The sequence below is a fragment of the Falsirhodobacter sp. 20TX0035 genome, from assembly GCF_028307215.1.
Classification (GTDB): Bacteria; Pseudomonadota; Alphaproteobacteria; order Rhodobacterales; family Rhodobacteraceae; genus Falsirhodobacter.
This window is the reverse complement of the sequence record NZ_JAQMHV010000010.1, coordinates 54,080-77,159: the sequence shown is the minus strand read 5'-3', so window position 1 is coordinate 77,159 and position 23,080 is coordinate 54,080. Positions and strand designations below refer to the sequence as shown.

The 23,080-nt window shown below is 68.0% G+C and carries 23 protein-coding genes; 15 read left to right on the top strand and 8 right to left on the bottom strand.

Going from position 1 to position 23,080, the window contains the following annotated elements; all coding sequences use genetic code 11:
• Positions 1-27: 27 nt before the first annotated feature.
• From PIJ50_RS11785 to PIJ50_RS11775, 3 genes are read right to left on the bottom strand one after another with little or no spacing between them, the layout of a single operon-like run.
• Complete coding sequence (locus PIJ50_RS11785) at positions 28-681, bottom strand: protein-L-isoaspartate(D-aspartate) O-methyltransferase (protein WP_271975493.1); 654 nt, start codon at positions 679-681, stop codon at positions 28-30.
• Positions 678-1,460, bottom strand: a complete 783-nt coding sequence (gene surE / locus PIJ50_RS11780; RefSeq protein ID WP_271975491.1) for a 5'/3'-nucleotidase SurE — start codon at positions 1,458-1,460, stop codon at positions 678-680. The genes PIJ50_RS11785 and surE overlap by 4 nt, the downstream gene beginning before the upstream one ends.
• 60 nt (positions 1,461-1,520) lie before the next feature.
• Positions 1,521-1,898 carry a response regulator gene (locus tag PIJ50_RS11775; RefSeq protein WP_271975489.1) on the bottom strand — a complete coding sequence of 126 codons (378 nt, stop codon included), beginning with the start codon at positions 1,896-1,898 and terminating at the stop codon, positions 1,521-1,523.
• 245 nt (positions 1,899-2,143) lie between these two features.
• On the opposite strand from PIJ50_RS11775, the gene PIJ50_RS11770 reads away from it, so the two are divergent.
• From PIJ50_RS11770 to PIJ50_RS11750, 5 genes are read left to right on the top strand one after another with little or no spacing between them, the layout of a single operon-like run.
• Positions 2,144-2,680, top strand: a complete 537-nt coding sequence (locus tag PIJ50_RS11770) for a 2Fe-2S iron-sulfur cluster-binding protein (protein ID WP_271975487.1) — start codon at positions 2,144-2,146, stop codon at positions 2,678-2,680.
• Complete coding sequence (locus PIJ50_RS11765) at positions 2,677-3,627, top strand: FAD binding domain-containing protein (RefSeq protein ID WP_271975485.1); 951 nt, start codon at positions 2,677-2,679, stop codon at positions 3,625-3,627. Before PIJ50_RS11770 ends, PIJ50_RS11765 begins: the two co-directional genes overlap by 4 nt.
• 4 nt (positions 3,628-3,631) lie before the next feature.
• Positions 3,632-5,809, top strand: coding sequence for an aldehyde oxidoreductase molybdenum-binding subunit PaoC (gene paoC, locus PIJ50_RS11760; protein WP_271975483.1), 2,178 nt, complete (start codon positions 3,632-3,634; stop codon positions 5,807-5,809).
• Positions 5,810-6,670 (top strand): XdhC family protein, encoded by an 861-nt coding sequence (locus PIJ50_RS11755; protein WP_271975482.1) that lies wholly within the window; start codon positions 5,810-5,812, stop codon positions 6,668-6,670.
• Positions 6,667-7,194: a nucleotidyltransferase family protein gene (locus PIJ50_RS11750; RefSeq protein WP_271975480.1), complete on the top strand. Its 528-nt coding sequence runs from the start codon at positions 6,667-6,669 to the stop codon at positions 7,192-7,194. Before PIJ50_RS11755 ends, PIJ50_RS11750 begins: the two co-directional genes overlap by 4 nt.
• Before the next feature lie 3 nt (positions 7,195-7,197).
• Here the strand turns inward: PIJ50_RS11750 and moaA are convergent, their stop codons facing one another.
• On the bottom strand, positions 7,198-8,184 hold the full coding sequence (gene moaA, locus PIJ50_RS11745; protein ID WP_271975479.1) for a GTP 3',8-cyclase MoaA: 987 nt from the start codon (positions 8,182-8,184) through the stop codon (positions 7,198-7,200).
• 75 nt (positions 8,185-8,259) lie between these two features.
• Between moaA and PIJ50_RS11740 the strand changes: the two genes are divergently transcribed.
• Together PIJ50_RS11740 and uvrA are read left to right on the top strand one after the other, a co-directional pair.
• Complete coding sequence (locus PIJ50_RS11740) at positions 8,260-8,706, top strand: hypothetical protein (protein WP_271975477.1); 447 nt, start codon at positions 8,260-8,262, stop codon at positions 8,704-8,706.
• 80 nt (positions 8,707-8,786) lie between these two features.
• Entirely contained in the window at positions 8,787-11,645 is a 2,859-nt protein-coding gene (gene uvrA / locus PIJ50_RS11735) for an excinuclease ABC subunit UvrA (RefSeq protein WP_271975475.1), read from the top strand.
• On the opposite strand, the gene PIJ50_RS11730 is transcribed toward uvrA, so the two are convergent.
• Entirely contained in the window at positions 11,646-12,056 is a 411-nt protein-coding gene (locus PIJ50_RS11730; RefSeq protein WP_271975473.1) for a hypothetical protein, read from the bottom strand.
• 133 nt (positions 12,057-12,189) lie between these two features.
• Here PIJ50_RS11730 and coaD point away from each other — a divergent pair, with 133 nt between their 5' ends.
• A complete protein-coding gene (coaD, locus tag PIJ50_RS11725; protein ID WP_271975471.1) occupies positions 12,190-12,672 on the top strand; it encodes a pantetheine-phosphate adenylyltransferase in 483 nt (160 codons plus the stop codon).
• Entirely contained in the window at positions 12,669-13,694 is a 1,026-nt protein-coding gene (locus tag PIJ50_RS11720; RefSeq protein ID WP_271975469.1) for a sensor histidine kinase, read from the top strand. The genes coaD and PIJ50_RS11720 overlap by 4 nt, the downstream gene beginning before the upstream one ends.
• Here PIJ50_RS11720 and PIJ50_RS11715 read toward each other — a convergent pair.
• Complete coding sequence (locus PIJ50_RS11715; RefSeq protein ID WP_271975467.1) at positions 13,691-14,845, bottom strand: ROK family transcriptional regulator; 1,155 nt, start codon at positions 14,843-14,845, stop codon at positions 13,691-13,693. The genes PIJ50_RS11720 and PIJ50_RS11715 overlap by 4 nt on opposite strands.
• 290 nt (positions 14,846-15,135) lie before the next feature.
• Here PIJ50_RS11715 and PIJ50_RS11710 point away from each other — a divergent pair, with 290 nt between their 5' ends.
• Entirely contained in the window at positions 15,136-16,077 is a 942-nt protein-coding gene (locus tag PIJ50_RS11710; protein ID WP_271975466.1) for a GNAT family N-acetyltransferase, read from the top strand.
• Here the strand turns inward: PIJ50_RS11710 and PIJ50_RS11705 are convergent.
• Together PIJ50_RS11705 and PIJ50_RS11700 are read right to left on the bottom strand one after the other, a co-directional pair.
• Entirely contained in the window at positions 16,074-17,363 is a 1,290-nt protein-coding gene (locus PIJ50_RS11705) for an NAD(P)/FAD-dependent oxidoreductase (RefSeq protein ID WP_271975465.1), read from the bottom strand. The two genes, PIJ50_RS11710 and PIJ50_RS11705, sit on opposite strands and share 4 nt — an antisense overlap.
• 3 nt (positions 17,364-17,366) lie before the next feature.
• Entirely contained in the window at positions 17,367-18,032 is a 666-nt protein-coding gene (locus PIJ50_RS11700; protein WP_271975464.1) for a haloacid dehalogenase type II, read from the bottom strand.
• 211 nt (positions 18,033-18,243) lie between these two features.
• Here PIJ50_RS11700 and PIJ50_RS11695 point away from each other — a divergent pair, with 211 nt between their 5' ends.
• The 5 genes from PIJ50_RS11695 (at position 18,244) to PIJ50_RS11675 (ending at position 22,924) form a co-directional block, all read left to right on the top strand.
• Positions 18,244-18,606 (top strand): cupin domain-containing protein, encoded by a 363-nt coding sequence (locus tag PIJ50_RS11695; protein ID WP_271975462.1) that lies wholly within the window; start codon positions 18,244-18,246, stop codon positions 18,604-18,606.
• On the top strand, positions 18,590-19,696 hold the full coding sequence (argE, locus tag PIJ50_RS11690) for an acetylornithine deacetylase (protein ID WP_271975461.1): 1,107 nt from the start codon (positions 18,590-18,592) through the stop codon (positions 19,694-19,696). Before PIJ50_RS11695 ends, argE begins: the two co-directional genes overlap by 17 nt.
• A 115-nt stretch (positions 19,697-19,811) precedes the next feature.
• On the top strand, positions 19,812-20,624 hold the full coding sequence (locus PIJ50_RS11685) for a GNAT family N-acetyltransferase (RefSeq protein WP_271975459.1): 813 nt from the start codon (positions 19,812-19,814) through the stop codon (positions 20,622-20,624).
• A gap of 15 nt (positions 20,625-20,639) precedes the next feature.
• Positions 20,640-22,013: an aspartate aminotransferase family protein gene (locus PIJ50_RS11680; protein ID WP_271975458.1), complete on the top strand. Its 1,374-nt coding sequence runs from the start codon at positions 20,640-20,642 to the stop codon at positions 22,011-22,013.
• Positions 22,013-22,924: a 2-hydroxyacid dehydrogenase gene (locus PIJ50_RS11675; protein WP_271975456.1), complete on the top strand. Its 912-nt coding sequence runs from the start codon at positions 22,013-22,015 to the stop codon at positions 22,922-22,924. Before PIJ50_RS11680 ends, PIJ50_RS11675 begins: the two co-directional genes overlap by 1 nt.
• Positions 22,925-23,080 lie beyond the last annotated feature (156 nt).

Here is a 23,080-nt window from a genome sequence, read left to right as displayed (position 1 = left end):
TTCCTTCTGCGACGCGATCGCCGCCTGTCATTCCGCCGCCAGCCCTTCGACCAGCGGCACGAACCGGACGGAGCGAAGCTCCTCGTATTCGAAACTGTCTTCGGTCCGGACGACCTTGACCAGCGTCTGCACCGCATCCGTCTGGCCCACAGGCACGACCATGATCCCGCCCACCTTCAGCTGCGCCAGCAGGGGGCCGGGGGGGTCTTCGGCGGCCGCCGTCACCAGGATGCGGTCAAACGGCGCCTGATCCGGCAGGCCGTGACTGCCATCCCCGGTGAAGGCGGTGATGTTGGGAAGGCCCAGCGCCTGGAACGCCTCCTCCGCCTCGCGCACAAGGCGGCGGTGGCGGTCGATGGTGTAGACGCGCCGCGCCAGCTGGCTGAGGATCGCCGCCTGATAGCCGGAACCGGTCCCGATCTCCATCACCCGGTCGCGCGGGTTCAGGGACAGGGCTTGCGTCATCAGCGCCACGATGGACGGCTGGCTGATCGTCTGCCCGCAGGCGATGGGCAGGGGCGTGTCCTCATAGGCGCGGTCGGCGAAGATGCCCTTCACGAAGGCGCCGCGGTCGATTGCCTCCATCGCCGTCAACACGCGGCCGTCCGTGATCCCGCGCGACCGCAGGGCATACAGGAAGCGCATCTTCCGTTCGGCCAGGCTGTCCTCGTCCTCGGTCATGCGAAGGCGGCCTCAAGCTCCCTCAGCCGGTCATGGGCGGTCAGGTCGCAGCGCAGCGGGGTCACCGTCACGAAGCCTTCCAGGTTCAGCGTCACGTCGCTGCCGGGTTCGGCCGGTCCCTGTTCGCCGCCGCGCACCCACAGGAAGCGCTTGCCTGAGGGGGAGATGTGCGGCTCGGTCGAGAAGCCGGGCCCGGGGCGGAAGCCCTGCGGCGCCACGCGCACGCCCTTGACGTCCGCCGCCGCGCAGGGCGGGAAGTTGATGTTGTAGAACAGCCGGTAGGGCACGTCGTCCCACAGGCCGCGGTCCAGAAGACGGCGGATCGTGGCGGCGCCGTGCACGCGCGCGGCCGCGAACGGGTCTTCCAGGAGGCGCGTTTCGGGGCCCATGTATTGCGACAGCGCGATCGACGGCACGCCCTGAAGCGCGCCCTCCATGGCGCCGCCGATCGTGCCGGAATAAAGGACGTTTTCGCCCGCGTTGTTGCCGCGGTTCACGCCGGACAGGATCAGGTCGGGCTTTTGGCCCTGAAACACCTCGTGGATGGCCGCCAGGACGCAATCGGCCGGGCTGCCTTCGGCGGCAAAGCTGCGCTGGCCCAGCTGGGCGAACAGGGTGGGGTGGGTGTAGCTGATGGCGTGGCCCACGCCCGACTGCTCGAACGCGGGGGCGACGGTCCAGACCTCGCCCTCCGCACCGGCCAGTTCCTGCGCGATTTCAGCCAGCACGGCCAGACCGGGGGCGTTGATGCCATCGTCGTTCGTGATCAGGATACGCATGGGGGCCCTTTCCTTTGACCCCTTGCTTAGACGACGATATCCCCCGCGACAAGCCGCGCCTCAGACCCGGTGCAGTTCTGCCGCACCCAGCGCGCGTTCCAGATCCGACAGATCGTAAGGCTTACGCAGCATGACGGCGCGGACATGGCGTTCTGTCACCACGTCGCGCCCGTTGCCGGTGGCGAAGATGAAGGGGATGCCCCGGTCGGCCAGCGCGTCGGCCACGGGAAAGGACAGCCGGTCCCGCAGGTTGATGTCCAGAAGGGCGAAGTCGATCGCCTCGCTCCGGGCCAGATCCAGCGCGGTTTCCAGCCGCGTGGCGGGTCCCACCACGTCATAGCCCAGATCGCGAAGGTAATCCCCGACTGTCATCGCCATCAGCGGCTCGTCCTCCACCACGAGGACGCGGGCCGCACGGAAAGCTGCGGTTGCGTTCATGTCCGTCTCCACTCGAAATCACGCGGAACGCGCGGCGGGCCCGTGCCTGATGACCCGCGATCGCCTTGTGCCGCCTTTGCCCCGTCATAGTCCGCCATTATGAATTTTTTGGTGCGGACCGTGCGGCAAACGCGAAAAACGCCAGATGGTTCCGTCACTATTTTGTCGGGGGTCCGGGCTGTCGGGGCGGGGTGTTCGGGCTAGGTTTCCGCGTCAGACAGCAAGCCAGCTTCAGGAGGCCAGCCATGACCATCCACGACATGCCCAAGGGCCGAACCGACGGGGCCGTCCGCTTCGTGGTCAACGGCAAGACGGTGAACCTGACGCTGGACCACCGCGTCACCCTTCTGGACGCGCTGCGCGAACATATCGGGCTGACCGGGTCCAAGAAGGGTTGCGACCACGGCCAGTGCGGCGCCTGCACGGTGATGGTGAACGGGCGGCGCATCAACTCCTGCCTCTCCCTCGCCGTGATGCACGAAGGGGATGAGATCACGACGATCGAGGGGATCGGCACCCCCGACGCGCTGGACCCGATGCAGGACGCGTTCATCCGCCACGACGGATACCAGTGCGGCTATTGCACCCCCGGCCAGATCTGTTCCGCCAAAGCCGTGCTGGAGGAGATCCGTCAGGGCATCCCCAGCCATGTCACCGCCGATCTGGACCATGTGACCTTCAGCGACGCCGAGGTGCGCGAACGCATGAGCGGAAACCTTTGCCGCTGCGGGGCCTATTCCAATATGCTGAACGCGATCCGCGAAGTGGAGGCCGGGAAATGAGGGCCTTCAGCTACGAACGGGCCACCACGCCCGAAGCCGCCGCCGCCGCCGCGGTCGCCACGCCGAACGCCAAGTTCATCGCCGGGGGCACCAACCTTCTGGACCTGATGAAGCTGGAGATCGAGGCCCCGACCCATCTGGTCGACGTGAACGGCCTTGGGCTGGACACGGTGGAGCCGACGGATGACGGCGGCCTGCGCATCGGCGCGCTGGTCCGCAACACCGATCTGGCGGCCGACGCGCAGGTGCGGCGGGATTATCCGCTGCTGTCGCGCGCGCTGGTGGCCGGCGCCTCGGGGCAGTTGCGCAACAAGGCCACGACGGCCGGCAACCTGCTGCAACGCACGCGCTGCCCGTATTTCTATGACACGAACATGCCCTGCAACAAGCGCAACCCCGGTTCGGGCTGCGCCGCACTGACCGGCGTCAGCCGCCAGCTGGCCGTGATCGGCGGGTCGGACGCCTGCATCGCCACCCATCCGGGCGACATGGCCGTGGCCATGCGCGCGCTGGACGCGGTGGTGGAGACGGTGGACGCCGAAGGCGCCACCCGCGCCATCCCCATGGCCGAGTTCCACCGCCTGCCGGGGGACGAGCCCGAACGCGACACCGTGCTGAACACCGGCGAGTTCATCACGGCCGTCACGCTGCCGGCCCCCGTGGGCGGACGCCAGATCTATCACAAGGTGCGGGACCGCGCCTCCTACGCCTTTGCGCTGGTGTCGGTTGCGGCCATCATCCATCCCGACGGCACGGGACGCGTCGCCTTTGGCGGCGTCGCCCACAAGCCGTGGCGGGTGGAGGAGGCCGAGGCCGAGATGCCGAACGGAGCCCGCGCCGTCGCCGCGCGCGTTTTTGCCGACGCCGCGCCGCGCCCGGACAATGCCTTCAAACTGCCTTTGGCCGAACGGACCCTCGCGCTGGTCCTCGCCGAAGCGAAGGAGTGAGACCATGAAGTTCGACCGTCCCGCCGAAGCCAACGCCTCCGACCGTCTGCTGGTTCTGGGCCAGCCCCACAGCCGCGTCGAAGGCCGCCTGAAGACCACGGGCGCCGCGCCCTACGCCTATGAACGCCAGGATGTCGCCGAAGGGCAGCTTTACGGCTATCCGCTGGGGGCCGCGATTTCCCGCGGGCGCATCCTGTCGATGGACACCGAGGCCGCCACCGCCGCGCCCGGCGTCCGCGCCGTCGTGACGACACTGGACATGGACCCGCTGCCCAAGGACAGCCACAACGTGAACCGCCTGTTCGGCGGCGCGGATGTGGAGCATTACCATCAGGCCATCGCCGTCGTGGTGGCCGACACCTTCGAACAGGCTCGTTCGGCGACGAACCTGATCAAGGTCGAATACCACGCCGAACAGGCGACCCTGGACCTGTCGGAGGTGACGCCGCCCGAAACGGAGCCCGCGGCCGACACCGGCGATTTCGACACGGCCTTCGCCAACGCCCCGGTGACGCTGGACGAGATCTACACCACCCCCGCCCAGACGCATGCCATGATGGAGCCGCACGCCTCGGTCGCGGAATGGAAGGATGGCAAGCTGACGGTCTGGACCTCCAGCCAGATGATCAAGTGGTGGCGGGACGCGCTGGCCAAGACCCTCAGCCTTGATGTGGAGGATGTGCGCGTCGAAAGCCCCTATATCGGCGGCGGCTTTGGCGGGAAGCTGTTCCTGCGCGCCGATGCGGTGCTGGCGGCGCTGGGATCGAAGGCCACGGGGCGGCCGGTGAAGCTGGCATTGCCGCGCCCCTTGATGACCAACAACACGACCCACCGCGCCCAGACCATCCAGCGCATCCGCTTGGCGGCCGACAACGATGGCAAGCTGATCGCGTTGGGTCATGACAACCTGTCGAACACCCCTCCCGGTGGCGATGGAGAGGATGCGACGAGCCAGAGCCTCAGCTTCTATGGCGCGCCCAACATGCGCATCGTCAACCGCGTCGCGGAAATGAAGATGCCCGAGTCGAACTCCATGCGCGCGCCGGGCGATGCGGCGGGCCTGATGACGCTGGAAATCGCCATGGACGAGATGGCAGAGCGTTTGGGCATGGACCCGGTGGAGTTCCGGGCCCTAAACGACACTCAGGTGGTGCCCAGCAATCCGAAGCAGAAATTCTCGCACCGCAACTTCGTGGACTGTCTGCGCCACGGCGCGAAGGAGTTCGGCTGGACCAACCCGGCCCCCGCCTCGCGCCGCGAAGGGCACTGGCTGATCGGGCAGGGGATGGCGGGCGCCTATCGCGGATCGCCGGCCTCCACCTCGGGAGCGCGCGTACGATTGCAGGCCGATGGCCGCGTGATCGTGGAAACCGACATGACCGACATCGGCACCGGCAGCTACACCATCCTGGCCCAGACCGCGGCCGAGATGATGGGCCTGCCGATCGAGAAGGTGGAGGTCCGCCTCGGCGATTCCCGCTATCCCGTGTCGTCGGGGTCGGGCGGTCAGTTCGGGGCCGCAAGCTCCACCGCCGGGCTCTATGCCGCCTGTGTGGCCCTGCGCGCCCAGATCGCGGAACGTCTTCAGGCCGACGCCGCCACGCTGGATTTCCGCGACGGGGAGGTTCATGACGGCACGCGCAGCGTCTCGCTGGCCAGCCTCGCGTCGGACGGGGAACTGGTGGCCGAGGACAAGATCGAGTTCGGCGAGTTCCGCAGCAAGGAATATGAACTCGCCACCTTTGCCGCGCATTTCGTGGAAACGGCGGTCAACGCTTATACGGGCGAGGTGCGGCTGCGCCGGATGCTGGCCGTCTGTGACGCCGGGCGCATCCTGAACCCGATCACGGCCCGCAGCCAGGTGATCGGCGGGATGACCATGGCCGTCGGCGCCGCACTGATGGAGCATCTGGAGGTGGATTCGGGCCGCGCCTTCTTCGCCAACCACGATCTGGCCAGCTACGAGGTGCCGGTGCATCTGGACATCCCCGAACAGACGGTGATCTTCATGCAGCAGGACGATCCCTATTCCACGCCCCTGAAGGCCAAGGGCGTGGGCGAACTGGGCGTCTGCGGCGTGGCGGCGGCGGTGGCGAACGCCGTCTACAACGCGACGGGGGTGCGGGTGCGCGACTATCCCATCACGCTGGACCGCTATCTTGATCGCCTGCCGGAGGTCTGAGTGACGAGTGACGTTCTTGCCACCGTGTCCGAAGGGGACTTCCCCCTTGCGGCGCTGGTGGGGGAGGACCGGGCGCTGGCCGTGATCGTGGGGGTGGAGGGGACCTCCTACCGTCCCCTTGGCGCGGCCATGGCCGTGGATGGGGCAGGGCGCCGGACGGGCAACCTGTCCTCGGGCTGTATTGACGAGGATGTGGCCCTGCACGCCCGTCAGGCGCTGGAGGACAGGGAGGCGCGGCAGCTGCGTTACGGCGCCGGATCGCCCTTTGCCGATCTGGCACTGCCCTGCGGGGGCGGTCTGGACATCCTGATCCTGCCGCGCCCCGACCGGGGTTCCATCCGCAAGGCGCTGGACCAACTGGCGGCACGGCAGCCTGCGCGGCTGGATCTGGAGGGGGTGGCCCTGCACATCCAGCCCGAACTGCGCTTTCTGGTCTTCGGCAAGGGACCCGAGGCCGCGACCTTTGCCGATCTGGCCCGCCTGACCGGGTTCGGGGTGGAGCTGTTCTCGCCCGAGGCGATGGACGTGCCGTCCGGCGTCACCGCCACCCCCTTGGTGTCGCCCCGATGGCCGGAAGGCGTGGCGATTGATCCGCGCACCGCCGTGACCCTATTTTTTCACGACCATGATTGGGAGCCGCCCTTGCTGGCCGCGGCCCTGTCCTCGTCCGCGCTGTATGTCGGGGCGCAGGGCAGCCACCGTGCGCGGCAGGCGCGCCGCGCGGCGTTGGAGGCGATCGGGGTTCCGGACCGTGCCATCGAGCGTCTGGCCGATCCGTTCGGCCTGATCCCCTCGGCCCGCGACGCGCGGACGCTGGCGGTGGCGGTGCTGGCGGACGTTCTGGCGCGGGCCAAGGCATGATCGTCGGGGCGCTGCTGGCGGCGGGCGCCTCGCGCCGCTTCGGGCCGCAGGACAAGCTGCTGGCCACTCTGAAAGAGCGCCCGCTGGTGGCCCATGCGGCCGAACGGTTGGCGCGGGCCCCGCTGGACTGCTGCTTTGCCGTCGTATCCTCGGACACGGTGGCGCAGGCGGTGGGGATGGAGACGGTCCGGATCCCCGCAGGTGGCGGGCAGGCCGACAGCCTTGTCGCCGCAATCCGACACCTGCCGCCCCAGACGACGCATCTGCTGATCGCGCTGGGCGACATGCCGTATCTGCGGGACGACGATTTGGCCCTGATCCTTGACGGCGACGGCCCGCGTTGCGCCGTGGCCGAAGGCCATGTCTCCCCCCCGGCGCTGTTTCCGAAGGCGTGGTTCCCGCGCCTGCTGGCCCTGCGCGGTGACGAGGGGGCGGGGCGGCTGTTGCGCGATCATCCCGGGGCGCATTGCCCGCTGCCCGCCGCCTCCCTGCGCGACATCGACCGTCCGGGGGATCTGGGCTGAGCGTCAGCCGCCCGTATGGCTCATGTGCCGGGGCATCTGGCCGGTGTTCTGGCGCGAATAGTCGAAATCATGGCCCTTGGGCTTCTGCAGGATCGCCGCCCGGATTGCCTCTTCCAGATCGGAGCCGTCGCGCAGGGGCGCGCGCAGGTCGGCGCGGTCTTCCTGGCCCAGGCACATGTACAACTCTCCGGTGCAGGTCAGGCGCACGCGGTTGCAGCTTTCGCAGAAATTGTGGGTCAGGGGCGTGATGAAGCCGATCTTCTGGCCCGTTTCCGACACCTGCACATAGCGCGCGGGCCCACCGCTGCGTTCGGTCAGCGGGATCAGGCTGAACCGTTCGCCAAGGCGGCGGCGCAGGTCGGTCAGCGGCCAGTACTGGTCCAGCCGGTCGCCGGTTTCCCCCATGGGCATCACCTCGATAAAGGTCAGGTCGTGACCCTCGCCGGCGCACCAGTCCAGAAGGCGGAACAACTCATCCTCGTTGAAGCCCTTCAGCGCGACCGTGTTGATCTTCACGCGCAGTCCGGCGGCCTTGGCGGCGGCGATGCCCTCCAGCACCTGCGACAGGCGGCCCCAGCGGGTGATGTGGGCGAACTTCGCCTCGTCCAGCGTGTCGAGGGAGACGTTGATCCGCCGCACCCCGCAGGCCGCAAGATCGGCCGCGTATTTCGCAAGCTGGGAGCCGTTGGTGGTCAGCGTCAGCTCCTCCAGCGCGCCGCTGTCCAGATGGCGGGACATAGCGCGGAAGAAGTCCATGATGTTGCGGCGCACCAGCGGTTCGCCCCCGGTGACCCGCAGCTTGCGGACGCCCATGCCCACAAAGGTGGAACACAAACGGTCCAGCTCCTCCAGCGACAGAAGCTCGGACTTCGGAAGGAAGGTCATCTGTTCCGACATGCAGTAGAGGCAGCGGAAATCGCAACGATCCGTCACCGAAATGCGCAGGTAGGAGATGGCTCGCTGGAACGGATCGATCAGGGGGGCTTTCATGCCCGGAAGATAGGGCCGGGGCCGGTCACGCTCAAGTGCGATTGACGCGGAAGTGCGCCGGTCTAACATTGATCCATGCGCACGCTCCTGCTTCTTGCCCCGCTCCTGATCCTCGCCTCCTGTTCGCAGGTGCCGAACCCGTTCCGCACAAAGGCGGCGCCCGCACCCGTGCCGGCGGCGGCCCCCGCGGCGGCCATTGGCCAAAGCGCGGCCCGCCCGGCCGAAAGTCTCGACTTGACGTCCGAGGCTGAGCGCCAGCGCGCGCTGGCCACCACCCCCGATCCGGGCGCCAAGGCGCTGGGCGAGGCGGTCGTGACCCTTGGCAACGCGGCCGAACCGGGCTTCTGGCTCCGCTCCTCTTTGGTGAAGAGCGTGGGCAAGGGGCGGGTGGAGGTGAACGGCAAGTCCGTCGCCGTGGACCTGCTGCCGGGTGCCGGATCGGCGCAACTGTCGCTGGCGGGCTATCGCGCGCTGGACCTGCCGCTTACGGCGCTGCCGCAGGTGACCGTCTACGCCAACTGACGTTCACCCATCGTTCACGTTTGCGCTTGGCACGGCCGGTGCCAGTGCCTATCTAGACGCCGACCGATCCGGGGAATGGCATGGAACAGAAGTTCATCGAGGTTCGCGGCGCGCGCGAGCACAATCTCAAGGGCGTGGACGTCGACATTCCGCGCGACCAGTTCGTCGTGATCACCGGGCTGTCGGGGTCGGGGAAATCCAGCCTCGCCTTTGACACGATCTATGCCGAAGGGCAGCGGCGGTATGTCGAAAGCCTGAGCGCTTATGCGCGCCAGTTCCTCGACATGATGGGCAAGCCGGACGTGGACCACATCTCGGGCCTGTCGCCCGCCATCTCCATCGAGCAGAAGACCACGTCGAAGAACCCCCGGTCCACCGTCGGCACGGTGACCGAGATCTACGACTACCTGCGCCTTCTCTATGCCCGCGCGGGCACGCCCTATTCGCCCGCCACCGGCCTGCCGATCACCGCGCAGCAGGTGCAGGACATGGTCGACATCGTCATGGCGATGCCGGAAGGCACCCGCGGCTATCTTCTGGCGCCCATCGTGCGCGACCGGAAGGGCGAATACCGCAAGGAGTTTCTGGACCTGCGCAAACAGGGGTTCCAGCGCGTGAAGGTGAACGGCCAGTTTTATGAACTGGACGAGCCGCCGACGCTGGACAAGAAGTTCCGCCATAACATCGACGTGGTGGTGGACCGGATCGTCGTGCGCGGCGACATCGCCACCCGTCTGGCCGACAGCTTCCGCACCGCCCTGAACCTTGCCGACGGCATCGCCATCTTTGAGACGGCGGCGCCCGAGGGCGAGGAGGCCGAGCGCACGACCTTCTCGGAAAAGTTCGCCTGTCCGGTGTCGGGATTCACCATCCCGGAGATCGAGCCGCGGCTGTTTTCCTTCAACGCGCCCTTCGGGGCCTGCCCGGCCTGCGACGGGTTGGGGGTGGAGCTGTTCTTCGACCCGCGCCTGATCGTGCCCGACCAGAACCTGTCCATCGCGCAGGGGGCCATCGCGCCTTGGGCGAAGTCTAAATCCCCCTACGTGACGCAGACGATCGAGGCGCTGTCGGCCCATTTCGGCTTCGACCGCAAGACGAAGTGGAAGGACCTGCCCCAGCGGGTGCAGGACGTGTTTATCCACGGTTCGGGTGCCGAGGAGATCACCTTCCGCTATGATGAGGCGGGCCGTGTCTACCAGATCGCCCGCACGTTCGAGGGGCTGATCCCCAACATGGAACGGCGGTATCGCGAGACGGACAGCGCCTGGTCGCGCGAGGAGATGGAGCGCTACCAGAACAACCGTCCCTGCGGCACCTGCCACGGTTACCGCCTGAAACCCGAAGCGCTGGCCGTGAAGATCGCGGGCCTGCATGTGGGGCAGGTGGTGCAGATGTCCATCAAGGACGCCTATGCGTGGATGGACACCGTTCCCGCCGCGCTGAGCGTCCAGAAGAACGAGATCGCCCGCGCCATCCTGAAAGAGATACGTGAGCGTCTGGGCTTCCTCGTGAACGTCGGCCTCGACTATCTGTCGATGAGCCGTGCGGCCGGCACGCTGTCGGGCGGGGAAAGCCAGCGCATCCGGCTGGCCAGCCAGATCGGGTCGGGCCTGACGGGCGTGCTGTATGTGCTGGACGAACCTTCCATCGGCCTGCACCAGCGCGACAATGACCGCCTGCTGACCACGCTGAAGAACCTGCGCGACCAGGGCAACTCGGTCATCGTGGTGGAGCATGACGAGGACGCGATCCGCGAGGCGGATTACGTCTTCGACATGGGTCCGGGCGCGGGCGTGCATGGCGGTTCGGTGGTGGCGCATGGCACGCCGGCGCAGATCATCAAGAACCGCGACAGCATCACCGGCCAGTACCTGAGCGGCCGGCGCGAAATCCCGGTCAACCCCGAACGGCGCAAGGGCAACGGCAAGAGCCTGACGGTGGTGAAGGCCTCCGGCAACAACCTGCACGACGTGACGGCCGAATTCCCCTTGGGCAAGTTCGTCTGCGTGACGGGCGTGTCGGGCGGCGGCAAGTCCACCCTGACGATCGAGACGTTGTACAAGACGGCGGCCCTGAAGCTGAACGGCGCGCATGAGACGCCCGCCCCCTGCGAGACGATCAAGGGGTTCGAGCATCTGGACAAGGTCATCGACATCGACCAGCGCCCGATCGGGCGGACGCCGCGGTCCAACCCCGCGACCTATACCGGCGCCTTCACCCCGATCCGCGACTGGTTCGCGGGCCTGCCGGAGTCGAAGGCGCGCGGCTACGGCCCCGGGCGGTTCAGCTTCAACGTAAAGGGCGGGCGGTGCGAGGCGTGCCAGGGCGACGGCGTCATCAAGATCGAAATGCACTTCCTGCCCGACGTCTACGTGACCTGCGAAACCTGCAAGGGCGCCCGCTACAACCGCGAAACGCTGGAGATCAAGTTCAAGGACAAGAGCATCGCCGAAGTCCTTGATATGACGGTGGAGGACGCGCAGGGCTTCTTCCAGGCGGTCCCATCCATCCGCGAGAAGATGGACGCGCTGGTGCGCGTGGGCCTTGGCTACATCAAGGTGGGTCAGCAGGCGACGACGCTGTCGGGCGGCGAGGCGCAGCGCGTGAAGCTGTCGAAGGAACTGTCGCGCCGGGCCACGGGCCGCACGCTCTACATCCTCGACGAGCCCACCACGGGCCTGCATTTCGAAGATGTGAAGAAGCTGCTGGAGGTGCTGCACGAGCTGGTCGATCAGGGCAACACGGTGGTGGTGATCGAACACAACCTTGACGTGGTGAAGACCGCCGACTGGATCATCGACATCGGCCCCGAAGGCGGCGACGGCGGTGGCCGGATCGTGGCCGAGGGCACGCCCGAGGACGTGGCCCGCGTGGCCGAGAGCCACACGGGCCGCTACCTCGCACCGATGCTGAAGCCCCGGCGCGTGGCGGCTGAATGATCAGCGCATCGCCAGAAGCGCGCTGACAAGGCCCAGAACGGCGACGATCTTCAGCGTGTCGCTGTCGATGCGCACGATGTTGTCGTCGATGCGGCGATATTCCTGACCCCGGGGCAGGGGCGGAAGCCGCCGCAGCTGGTCGCGTGACAGGGCGTGGCCGTGGCGCGCGTATTCGCCGACATGCAGACCACGGTCGTGGCGTCGATCCCGGTCACGGTCATGCTCGCGCGCATGCTGCCGGTCGCGATCATTGTGCCGGTCGTGGTCGCGGTCCCACTTGCGGTCCTTGTCATGCCCCGGGGGGATGCGGGTGTGCCCGGGCGGGTCCCGCCGGTCGTGGTGGTCCTTTGGGTCAGCCAGCACCGGGGTGGCCAGAGAGGCGGCCAGAAGTGCCAGGATGGTGCGTTTCATCGAAATGTCCTCACATGTCGTCGCGAGGCATATAACGCAGGTCGGCGCGGATTCCGTCAGGGGGCTTGTTTCCGTCTTGCGGAAATCCGCGCAATCCTGTTTCCCTCGGACACCAAAGGGGGGACGGCACGACATGCGGATAGGACTTTATCCGGGCACTTTCGATCCGATCACGCTGGGGCATATCGACATCCTGCAGCGCGCCTCGCGCCTCGTGGACCGGCTGGTGGTGGGCGTCGCGATCAACCGCGACAAGAACCCGCTGTTCAGCCTTGAGGAGCGCGTGGCCATGGTGCAGGCCGAGGCCGACCGCTTCGTCGACGCCGAGATCGTGGTGCACCCGTTCGAGAACCTGCTGATCGACTGCGCCCGCGACGTGGGCGCGCAGGTGATCGTGCGCGGCCTGCGCGCGGTGGCCGATTTCGAATACGAATTCCAGATGGTCCACATGAACCGCCAGCTGGACGACGAGATTGAGACCCTGTTCCTGATGGCCGACGCGCGGCGGCAGGCCATCGCGTCCAAGCTGGTCAAGGAGATCGCGCGCCTGAACGGCGACGTGTCGAAATTTGTGACCCCGGCCGTGGCCAACGCGCTGCGCCACCGTTTCGCATGACCCCCGGCGTATCGCGGGTGTTCCGCACGGTCAGCCACCTGATCCTCGTCCAGCGGGGGCCGGCATTCCGGTGGGGGTTCGCGGCCCTGTCCTTTGCGATCGCGGTTTCGCTGCGCTGGACGCTGAACGGCGCGCTGGCCTCTGGTTTTCCCTTTCTGACCTTCTTTCCGGCGATCATCCTGACGGCCTTCTTCTGCGGACGGTGGCCCGGGATCGCGGTGTCGGTCGCGTCCTTCTTCGCGTCGTGGCTGCTGTTCGTGTCCGAACCCGGCACCCTGAACCTGTCGCCGGCGGCCCTGACCGCGATGGGCTTCTTTGCGTTCATCGCCATCACCGACATCCTGCTGATCGACATCATGACCGGCGCCGTGCAGGATCTGGAGGAGGAGCGCCGCCGTAGCGCCACCATGGCCGAACAGGGCCGCCTGATGTTCCATGAATTGCAGCACCGGGTGTCCAACAACCTGGCTACGGTGGCGGGCCTTTTGTCCATCCAGCGCCGCGCCGTCCGGGACGAGGTGGCCCGCAAGGCGCTGGACGACGCCGTCGCCCGCATCAACGCCGTGTCGCGGATGAAGCGCCTGCTGCACGACCCCACGGCGCAGGAGGTCGATTTCGGTGCCTTTCTGAAGAACATGACGGACGACATGATCGCCACCGCCGGGGCCGAGGGGCGCATCGGCGTCACGCTCGATTGCCCCCGGCTGGCCATCCCCCGCGATCACGCGGTGCCCTTGGGGCTGATCGCGACCGAACTCCTCAGCAACGCGATCGAGCATGGGTTTGCCGGCGACCGCAGCGGCCGGATCGCCCTGCGCCTGTCGCAGGAGGGCGGCGATGTCGTGCTGCGGATCGAGGATGACGGCCACGGCCTGCCGGATACTTTCCGGGTGGAGGAGTCCTCCAGCCTCGGCCTGACGATCGCGCGCCAGTTCGCCCAGCAGATGGGCGGCCGGCTGCGCATGGCGGCCAGCCCTACGGGCGGCACACTGTCGGAACTGGTCTTTCCGAAAGAGGTCTAGAAGGCCGACACGCGCAGCGGAAACACCGCCGCCCCCAGCGCCGCCACATTAGGCCCCAGATCCGAGATCAGCAGCTTCGGCGCCCGGCGCGGGATGTCGTAGCGGCGCAGGATCGGCAGCTTGGCCCCGTCGATCAGCATCTGCGCCAGCACGGGCGGAAGCTGGCCGCCCAGCACCACGGCCTGCGGATCGAAAACCGACCAGAGGGCCGCCAACAGGCGATTGAAGCCCGGCAGCGCTTCGGTGATCCAGCGGGTCACGGCCGGGCGGCTTGCATCCACGCCTTGCAGGATGTCGGACATGGTGTCCACCTTTAGCCCGTCATCGTGCATCAGCTCCATGAGCCGCTTCAGGGCCGGGTGGCGGACGCGGGGTTCGCTTTCATACAGGCTGAAGAATTCGCCCGCGTTGTTGTTGCCGCCGGACCACAATTCCCCATTCTGGATCAGCCCGCTGCCCAGCCAGTGGTTCATGGAGATATGGGCAAAGGTCGGAATGCGGCGGCCCGCGCCTAGGAACGCCTCGGCTACGGCGGCAGTGTTGGCCGTGTTCTCCACCCAGACGGGGCGGTTGAACCAGCCCGACAGAAGCGGCCCCAGATCCACCATCGCCCAGTCGCGCAGCGTCAGGGGCGGGGCAAAGCGCGTCCCTTCCACCCAATAGCCGACGATCCCGAAGCCCACGCCAAGGCAAGCCTCGCGGTCCAGACGATGCCGCAGGGACAACTCGGCCATCCGCTGCGAAGCCAGCGTCAGCACCGCCGATTGGCTGTGGCTGCGCAGCACATGCAGTTCGTCGGCCACGAGGTTGCCCGCGAAATCCATCAGCGCGATCCCCAGCGTTTCCGCATTCAGCGAGATGCCCCAGCTGTGCGCGAAGGAGGGCTGCAGAAACAGCGTCGGGCTGGGCTGGCCCCGGCCGCTGCTGCTTTTGGGCGGGCCCATGCGGATCATGCCGCGATTGGCCAACTGCTCCACAATGCGGTGCAGGGATTGCTGGGTCAGGTCGAACTGCCCTGTCAGGTCGGCGCGCGACAGGCCCGGTTCGCGCTGAAGGGCGCGAAGGACATGACGTTCGTTCGTTGACACGACGGGGCCGTCGGGGTGACGGTGGAACCTGCGGTCGATGAGCCGGCTCGGATCGTAAACCATCACATCCCTGACTGTTGCTTCTGGAATTGGGCCGCAGATATCAAAGCGTTGCGAGCTCACTTGTGAAGCAGCAGAATAAATATTTTTACCACGCTCGACGCGTGATAACATATAGGCGGAAACTTGCCGGTCCAACAAAAAATGCACAGTCGGCCGTTGTGGGGCCCCCGCTGTGATATATCCGCCAACACGGCATAATCTGTGCGTGGCAAGGGCGCATACGGCACCAAATGGGGCAAAGGCGCGGCGATAATGGCCGCATCGCCGAAGCCGTGAAGGACCCGCCCGCCATGACAAGCGACGATCCCGTCCCCGAGATCCGCGACCGGGGCGCGCCGGCGCCGGCGCCGGAGCGGGACCTCTCGCCTCAGCTGAGGATTGACGCCTATGACGCGCGTACCCGGCCGCTTGGCCCTGCCGAACGGCGATCGCTGCACGAGCTGACGGTCAGCGTCCTTTGGCCTCATCGCGACCATGACCTCGACCTCTTCCTGTCGCTGGGGCAGGGGTATCTGGCCACGGACGAGATCGGGCGCGCCCTTGGTTCGGCCATGTGGTTCCCGATGGGCGAGGATTTCGCGATGCTGGGCATGATGGTGACGGTGCCCCGCCTGCAATCGCGCGGCGCGGGGCGCTGGCTTTTGCGCAACCTGCTGCACGCGACCGAAGAGCGGGACCTGAGGCTGAGCGCGACACGCTCCGGCTATCGGCTGTATCAGGCGGCGGGTTTCGTGCCGGTGGGGCTGATCCGCCAGCAGCAGGGCATCGCCACCGCCTTCGACCCGCCCGCCGACCTGCCGGGCCTTCGGATCCGTCCCGCGCGGCCGGGGGATGAGGTTGCGATCCGGGCGCTGGACACCCACGCCTTCGGCGCCACCCGCGCGCGGGTGCTTGATGCGCTTTTGCCCCTTTCGCATGGCATGGTGGCCGAACGGAAAGGGCAGCTCTGCGGTTATGCGCTGTCCCGCCCCTTCGGGCGCGGCACCGTGGTCGGCCCGCTGGTGGCGGAGGACGACGACATGGCCCTGCGGCTGGCGGCGCCCCTGATCGCGCGGAACACGGGACGCTTCACCCGTCTGGACACGCCCGTGACCAGCCCGGCCTTTGTCGACTTCCTTCGCGGGGCGGGCCTGATCGACTTCGACACAGTGACCGAGATGCGGATCGGCCCCCACCGCCGTGCGACGGAAGGGGCCGTGACCTATGCGCTGGCCGCGCATTCGCTGGGCTAGGACAGGCGGTCCTTCAGCCCGAACCACAGCCCCACCACCGGCAGGAACCAAGGCTTGCCGCTGTGGGCGGGGATGGCGGACCACTCCAGCCCCTCCAAGGGATTGGTGTCGCGGATGTCCATCGCCATGTCGGCCAGAACCTGCCCCACCAGGGCGGACATCTGCGCGCCATGGCCGGAATAGCCCATGCCATAGAGCATCCCGTCCGCCTCTCCCACACGCGGGAAGCGGTCCTTCGTCATCCCCACCAGCCCGCCCCAGCAATAATCGATCTCCACATTGGCCAGGTGCGGGAAGATGCTGGCCATGGACCGTTGCAGGATCCGCCCCGACTTCGCGTCCGAGGTCTGGTCCGACACGGCCGAGAACCTTGCCCGCCCGCCGAAGATCAGCCGCCGGTCGGGCGACAGCCGGAAGTAGTTCCCGATGTTGAGAGAGGTGACGCAGGTCCGGTCGCCGGGCAGGGTGGCCGCCACCTCCGCCTCGGTCAGCGGGCGGGTGGCGATGATGAAGGAGCCGACGGGAATGATGCGCTGGCGGAAATGCTTCAGCGGCGCGCCCTTCACCGTTCCGCTGTAGGCGTCCGTCGCGGCAATCACCCGGGCGGCGCGGATGCGCCCGCGCGGGGTCACCAGTTCCCAGCCGCCCGCCGTCCTGTTCCGGTCGGTGACGGGGGTGCCTTCCCAGATGCGGGCGCCGTGGCGGTGCGCGGCCTCGGCCAGACCGTTCACGTATCGGCCCATATGGGCCATGGCCGATTTTTCATACAGCATCCCGCCATGGAAGCTATCCGACCCGATCTCCCCTTTCAGGTCGGACTTGTCCAGCCAGCGGGTGTCGGGATCGACCTCGCGGTGGATCAGCTCGAAGTTGGCGCGCAGCCCGTCCACATGGCTGGGCTTGGAGGCGAGCTTCAGCTTGCCCGACCGGCGGAAGTCGCAGTCGATGCCTTCCTCGCGCACCGTCGCCTCGATCAGGTCGATCGACCGGTCATAGGCGTGATACAGGGCGTGCGCGCGGTCGGCGCCCAGATGGGCCTTCGCGCTGGCATAGCCATGCGCGATGCCGTTGTTCAGGTGCCCGCCATTGCGGCCCGAGGCGCCCGCACCCACATGACCCGCCTCCAGCACCGCCACCCGCAGGCCGGCCCTGGCCAGTTTCAGCGCCGCGTTCAGGCCGGTGAAACCCGCGCCGATCACCGCCACGTCCACCTCTCCGCCCACGGGCTCCGTCTGCGCATGGGCGAAGGGGGTGGAGGTGGCGTGCCAGTAGGATGCGTATTCCATGTCCTAGAGCCCGACGACCGCGGCCAGACCGGACGCGTCCTTCACTTCGGTATAGCCGTAATAGGGGTTGGCAGGTTCATGGCCGCGGTTGATCCAGACCTTGTTGCGGATGCCTAGGTCGTGCGCCGTCATCAGGTCGTAGCGGAACGAGGAGGAGACGTGCAGCACATCCTCGGGCCCGCAGCCCAGCTGGTCGAACATATATTCGAAGGCCTGCATCTGCGGCTTGTAGGCACCCGCGCTTTCGGCTGTGAAGGTATGGGCGATGGGGGCGCCCAGCCGGGCGATGTTGTGCGGGATCTGCACGTTCATGGAATTCGTCAGCGCCACCAGCGGGATTTTGTCCCCGATCCGGGCCAGGCCCGCCGGCACGTCGGGATGCGGGCCCCAGGTCGGCACGCGGTTGTAGATGTCTTCGGCCACGGCGGGATCGAAGGCGACGTTGTTGCGCTTGCAGGTCCGTTCCAGCGCGTTGTGCACCACCTCGGCATAGGGTTTCCAGGCGCCCAGAACCTCGTCCAGCCGATAGGCGGAGAAGTCGGCGATGAAGGTGTCCATGGCCGCGCCGGACAGCTGCGCGCCGTAATGGTCGCGTGCCGCACCGGCCATGTCGAAGAAGATCATCGTGCCGTGGCAGTCGAAGGTGATGAATTTGGGACGGAAGGTCATCGCGCGCTCCTGAAAGGTCATGTTCCTGTCATCTTCGCGCCACCCGGGCCACAGGGCGTGCGGCAGTCGCCCTGTCAGAGGCAGGAAATTGCGTATTCGCCGGGGATCACGGCAGGCCGTGCCGCCGCGCCCGGAAGAACGGTGCCACGGGGCGGGGCGGTGCGGCCATGCTGGGCCCCACACACACCTTCAAAAGGACGGAGCATCCGCCATGGCCCTTCTGATCCCCATCGACACCCATCCCACCTTCGCCCCGCGCGAGGATGTGGCCGTTCCCGAAAAGCTGATCGAGGGCGCGCCCACGTTCAAGACCTGGGCGCTGGACGAGGTGCCGCTGGGCAACTGGTCGAAGATCCGCACCGGCGTCTGGGAGGCGACCCCCGGCACCACCCGTTCGGCCAAGGGCGAAGCGCTGGAGATCTGCCACATCCTGTCCGGTGTGGTCGAACTGACCGAGGACGGGGGCGAGACCCGGCGCTTCACGGCCGGCGACACGTTCCTGATGAAGCCCGGCTTCACCGGCGTCTGGAAGACGATCGAAACGGTGCGGAAGATCTATGTCTTCGCCGACTGATCTTCTGGCCCGCCTCGTTGGGTTTCCCAGCGTCGTCGGCACGCCCAACGGTGACATCGTCGGGTTCATCGAAGGGTATCTGCGCGACCTTGGCGTGCCCTGCCACCGCATCGCGGGGCCGGAAGGCGACCGCTGGAACCTGTTCGCGACCATCGGCGATCCCTCGGTGCCGGGCCACATCCTGTCGGGCCACGTGGACGTGGTTCCGGCGGGGGAGGCCGAATGGCGCGCCGATCCCTTCACCCTGCGGACGGACGGCGACCGCCTGATCGGGCGCGGCGCCTGCGACATGAAGGGCTTCGTCGCCGCCGTTCTGGCCACCGTGCCGGACCTGCTGCGGATGCGCCTGTCCTCCCCCATCCACATCGCCCTGTCCTATGACGAGGAGGCGGGCTGCCGCGGCGTGCCGCACCTGATCGTGGCGCTGCCCGATCTTTGCGCGCGCCCCGTCGGCTGCTTCGTGGGGGAACCGACCGGTCTGGTGCCCGTGCTGGCCCACAAGGGCAAGGCCGCGCTGCGTCTGGTGGCGCAGGGGCGGTCGGGACACAGTTCGCGCCCCGATCTGGGGGTGAACGCGATCCACGCGCTGCTGCCCGCGTTGCAGGCGGCGGCCGCGCAGGCGGTGGCGCTGCAAGGGGGGCCGCAGGACGCACGCTTCGCGCCGCCGTGGTCCAGCCTTCAGATCGGCACCGTGGGCGGCGGGCAGGCCGTGAACATCATCCCCGACCGGGCGGAAGCGTCGCTGGAAGCGCGCGCCATCCACGGCGTCGATCCGAAGGCGATCCTAGAACCCGTGGTGGATGCGGCGGGCGGGCTGGAGGTCGAATGGCTGTCCTTCTATCCCGCGCTGGCGCTGGACCGGGATCATCCGCTGGCCGCGCTGGCCGAAGCGGCGTCCGGCCACACCGCGCTGGGCGCCGTCAGCTTCGGCACGGAAGCAGGGCTGTATCAGGCTGCCGGAATCCCCTCGATCATCTGCGGGCCCGGCGACATCGCCCGCGCCCACCGCCCTGAGGAATATCTGACGCGCCCGGAACTGGAGGCGACCGGCCGGATGCTGCGGACGTTGGGCGAACGGCTGTCGGCATGATGCGGCATTTTCTGCGGTGCAGACGGGCGGATAGGCGCGAAATTGCGGCAGCGGCCTGCCGCATGCCGCATCCTGCCGTTCGCCCTGTGCCACAGTCGGGAAAAGGGGAGGCCGCATGACCACCGACACGATCACCATCGAACCCTTCGCCCCCGCCCACCTGCCGGACGCGCGGCGCCTGTCCGTTCAGGCCGGCTGGCCCCACCGGGCCGAGGATTGGGCGCTGACGCTCTCCACTTCGCGCGGGGTCGTCGCGCGGGCGGACGGGCAGGTGGTGGGCACCGCGCTCTGCTCTCTTCTGGGGGATGTCGCCACGCTGAACATGATCATCGTGGACGAGGCGATGCGCGGCCGCGGTCTGGGCCGCCGCCTGATGGACGCCGCCATGGCGCTGGCCGAGGAGCGCGAGATGCGCCTTGTGGCCACGACCGACGGGCTGCCCTTGTATGAAAAGCTGGGCTTTCGCAGCGTCGGCCGGGTTCACCAGCATCAGGGCCTTGCCCAGGGCGGCGTTCCGGCCCTTGCCGTGCGCAGCGGCACGCCCGACGACGCGGCCCGGCACGCCGCCCTGGACACGGCCGCCAGCGGCCTGCAGCGCGACTCCCTTCTGCGCCGCATCGCGGAAGAGGGCGAGGTTCTGCTGGCCGAAGGAGGTTTTGCGCTGATCCGCCCCTTCGGGCGCGGGGATGTGGTCGGCCCCATCGTGGCCGACGATCCGGACACCGCGCGCGCATTGCTGACCGAGGCCGCCCGCCGCCACGAGGGACGCTTCCTGCGCGTCGACCTGCGCGATCCGGGGCTGGTGCCCCTTGCCACGGATCTGGGCCTTGCCCCCGCCGGGGGCGGCACCGCCATGGTGAAGAACGCCCGTCCCATGCCCGCCGCCACCGCCAAAACCTACGCCCTCGTCTCGCAGGCCCTGGGCTGATCCACGGAGTTTCCCATGCTGACCAATTCGCTTGTCGAGCTTGACCGCCGCCACCTGATCCATCCCGTCTCCTCGTTCCGGGGGCACGAGGCGCGGGGCGTCCGCGTCCTGACATCGGGGAAAGGGGCCACGGTGACGGACGCCCAGGGCCGCACGCTGATCGACGGCTTTGCCGGCCTGTGGTGCGTGAACGCGGGATACGGGCACGAAAGCGTGGTGGAGGCCGCGGCCGACCAGATGCGCCGGCTGCCTTACGCCACCGGCTATTTCGACCTGGGGGCCGAGGCGCCGATCCGGCTGGCCGCAGTGCTGGCCGACCGCAGCCCGGGCGATCTGAACCACATCTACTTCACCCTGGGCGGGTCGGACGCGGTGGACAGCACCATCCGCTTTGTCCGCTATTACTGGCACGCCAAGGGGCAGCCGCAGCGGGACCAGTTCATCTCGGTCCAGCAGGGGTATCACGGGTCAACCACCATGGGCGCGGGGCTGACGGCGCTGCCGGGCTTCCATGACGGTTTCGGCGTGCCCTACGACTGGCAGCACAAGATCTCCTCGCACTACATCTACCGCAATCCGGTGGGAAGGGACCCGCAGGCCATCATCGACGCCTCGGTCGCGGAGCTGCGCGCCAAGGTGGAGGCGCTGGGCCCCGAACGCGTGGCCGCCTTCTATCTGGAGCCGATCCAGGGGTCGGGCGGCGTGCTGGTTCCGCCGAAGGGCTGGGTCAAGGCCATGCGCGACGTCTGCGCCGAGATGGAGATCCTGTTCATCGCCGACGAGGTCATCACCGGCTTCGGCCGCACCGGCCCCCTCTTCGCGTCCGAGGAGGAGGGGATCGTTCCCGACCTGATGACGGTCGCGAAGGGCCTCACCTCCGGCTATGTACCGATGGGCGCGGTGTTCATGCGCGACCACGTGTACGAGACGATCGCCGAAGGGGCGGGGGCCAAGGCCATCGGGCACGGCTTCACCTATTCCGCGCATCCGGTGTCGGCCGCCGTCGCGCTGGAGGTGCTGTCGCTGTACGAGGGCGGCCTTCTGGAAAACGGCCGCGCGATGGGCGCGCGCCTGATGGCGGGGCTGGACACGCTGCGCGACCACCCGCTGGTGGGCGACGTGCGCGGCCGCGGGATGCTCGCGGCGGTGGAGCTGGTGACGGACAAGGACGCGAAGACCCCGCTGCCCGCCGCCGTCCAGCCGGCGACCCGCCTGTTCGACCGCGCCTGGGACCACGGACTGATCGTGCGGTCCTTCCCGCAGGGCATCTTCGGCTATGCGCCGCCCTTATGCTGCACGCCGGACCAGATCGACGCCATCGTGGCCCGCACGCGCGCCGTGCTGGACCAGACGCTGGAAGATCCCGAGATCCGCGCGGTCCTGCGCTGATGGCGCTGCTCCTGCACTCCACCCCCGAACGGCGGGAAATCTGGGGCCGCGTCTTCGCCGAAGCGGGCGAGCTGTTCTTCGCGACCGAGGCCGAGGTGACCGACCCGGAGGAGGTGACGCACATCGCTTGCTGGATCCCGCCGAACGACCTGAGCCGCTATCCCAACCTGTCGGCCGTGATCGGAGTGGGCGCGGGGACGGACCACATGCCGCCCTTGCCCGAGGGGGTCGCGCTGTCCCGCACCGTGGCGCCGGGGATCGAGGCGATGGTCCGCGACTGGGTCGTGCTGGCGGTGCTGGCGCTGCACCGGGACCTGCCGCTCTATCTGGATCAGGCGACGCGGGGGGAATGGGTGACGCACAAGACCCGGCTGGCCCGCACCCGCCGCGTGGGGATCATGGGCATGGGGCGCATCGGCACGCTTGTGGCGCAGACGCTGGGCGCGATGGACTTCGAGGTGCTGGGGTGGAGCCGGGCCGCCAAGGCGATCGACGGCGTGGAGACGTTTGGCGGCGATGATCTGGACGGCTTCCTGTCTCGGTCCGACATCCTTGTCGGGCTGTTGCCGCTGACCGACGATACGCGGGGCATTCTGGACGACCGCCTGTTCGCCCGGCTGCCACGGGGCGCGGGTCTGGTGCAGGCGGGGCGGGGGGCGCAGATGGACATGGAGGCGCTGCGCCGCGCGCTGAACGGCGGACAGCTGTTGGCGGCGATGCTGGACGTGACCGATCCCGAACCGCTGCCCCCGGACCACTGGGCCTGGGCCGACCCGCGGGTGATCGTGACGCCGCATATCGGCGCGCAGACGGATGCGGAGGAGGGGGCGCAGCACGCGCTGGCCGTGATCCGCGCCGGGCGCGAGGGGGCGCCGCTTCCCGGTCTGGTCGACCGCGCCCGCGGTTACTGACACGACGCGCGGATGGGGCGAGTTCTGTGCCGCGCGCTTCCGCAATACGAAAGAATATGCCGTTGCGGCCGCCGGTTTCGGGATGTCCCGCGGGCCAAAACAGGCAAACCTGACTGTAACGGAACGGCGACAGCTTACCGGCGCCCTTCACGAAAG

Bases quoted from the DNA above. Each gene is read 5' to 3' on its own strand.
- PIJ50_RS11785 (WP_271975493.1), bottom strand. From the start codon at position 681: ATGACCGAGGACGAGGACAGCCTGGCCGAACGGAAGATGCGCTTCCTG.
- surE (WP_271975491.1), bottom strand. From the start codon at position 1,460: ATGCGTATCCTGATCACGAACGACGATGGCATCAACGCCCCCGGTCTG.
- PIJ50_RS11775 (WP_271975489.1), bottom strand. From the start codon at position 1,898: ATGAACGCAACCGCAGCTTTCCGTGCGGCCCGCGTCCTCGTGGTGGAG.
- PIJ50_RS11770 (WP_271975487.1), top strand. From the start codon at position 2,144: ATGACCATCCACGACATGCCCAAGGGCCGAACCGACGGGGCCGTCCGC.
- PIJ50_RS11765 (WP_271975485.1), top strand. From the start codon at position 2,677: ATGAGGGCCTTCAGCTACGAACGGGCCACCACGCCCGAAGCCGCCGCC.
- paoC (WP_271975483.1), top strand. From the start codon at position 3,632: ATGAAGTTCGACCGTCCCGCCGAAGCCAACGCCTCCGACCGTCTGCTG.
- PIJ50_RS11750 (WP_271975480.1), top strand. From the start codon at position 6,667: ATGATCGTCGGGGCGCTGCTGGCGGCGGGCGCCTCGCGCCGCTTCGGG.
- moaA (WP_271975479.1), bottom strand. From the start codon at position 8,184: ATGAAAGCCCCCCTGATCGATCCGTTCCAGCGAGCCATCTCCTACCTG.
- PIJ50_RS11740 (WP_271975477.1), top strand. From the start codon at position 8,260: ATGCGCACGCTCCTGCTTCTTGCCCCGCTCCTGATCCTCGCCTCCTGT.
- uvrA (WP_271975475.1), top strand. From the start codon at position 8,787: ATGGAACAGAAGTTCATCGAGGTTCGCGGCGCGCGCGAGCACAATCTC.
- PIJ50_RS11730 (WP_271975473.1), bottom strand. From the start codon at position 12,056: ATGAAACGCACCATCCTGGCACTTCTGGCCGCCTCTCTGGCCACCCCG.
- coaD (WP_271975471.1), top strand. From the start codon at position 12,190: ATGCGGATAGGACTTTATCCGGGCACTTTCGATCCGATCACGCTGGGG.
- PIJ50_RS11720 (WP_271975469.1), top strand. From the start codon at position 12,669: ATGACCCCCGGCGTATCGCGGGTGTTCCGCACGGTCAGCCACCTGATC.
- PIJ50_RS11715 (WP_271975467.1), bottom strand. From the start codon at position 14,845: ATGGTTTACGATCCGAGCCGGCTCATCGACCGCAGGTTCCACCGTCAC.
- PIJ50_RS11710 (WP_271975466.1), top strand. From the start codon at position 15,136: ATGACAAGCGACGATCCCGTCCCCGAGATCCGCGACCGGGGCGCGCCG.
- PIJ50_RS11705 (WP_271975465.1), bottom strand. From the start codon at position 17,363: ATGGAATACGCATCCTACTGGCACGCCACCTCCACCCCCTTCGCCCAT.
- PIJ50_RS11700 (WP_271975464.1), bottom strand. From the start codon at position 18,032: ATGACCTTCCGTCCCAAATTCATCACCTTCGACTGCCACGGCACGATG.
- PIJ50_RS11695 (WP_271975462.1), top strand. From the start codon at position 18,244: ATGGCCCTTCTGATCCCCATCGACACCCATCCCACCTTCGCCCCGCGC.
- argE (WP_271975461.1), top strand. From the start codon at position 18,590: ATGTCTTCGCCGACTGATCTTCTGGCCCGCCTCGTTGGGTTTCCCAGC.
- PIJ50_RS11685 (WP_271975459.1), top strand. From the start codon at position 19,812: ATGACCACCGACACGATCACCATCGAACCCTTCGCCCCCGCCCACCTG.
- PIJ50_RS11680 (WP_271975458.1), top strand. From the start codon at position 20,640: ATGCTGACCAATTCGCTTGTCGAGCTTGACCGCCGCCACCTGATCCAT.
- PIJ50_RS11675 (WP_271975456.1), top strand. From the start codon at position 22,013: ATGGCGCTGCTCCTGCACTCCACCCCCGAACGGCGGGAAATCTGGGGC.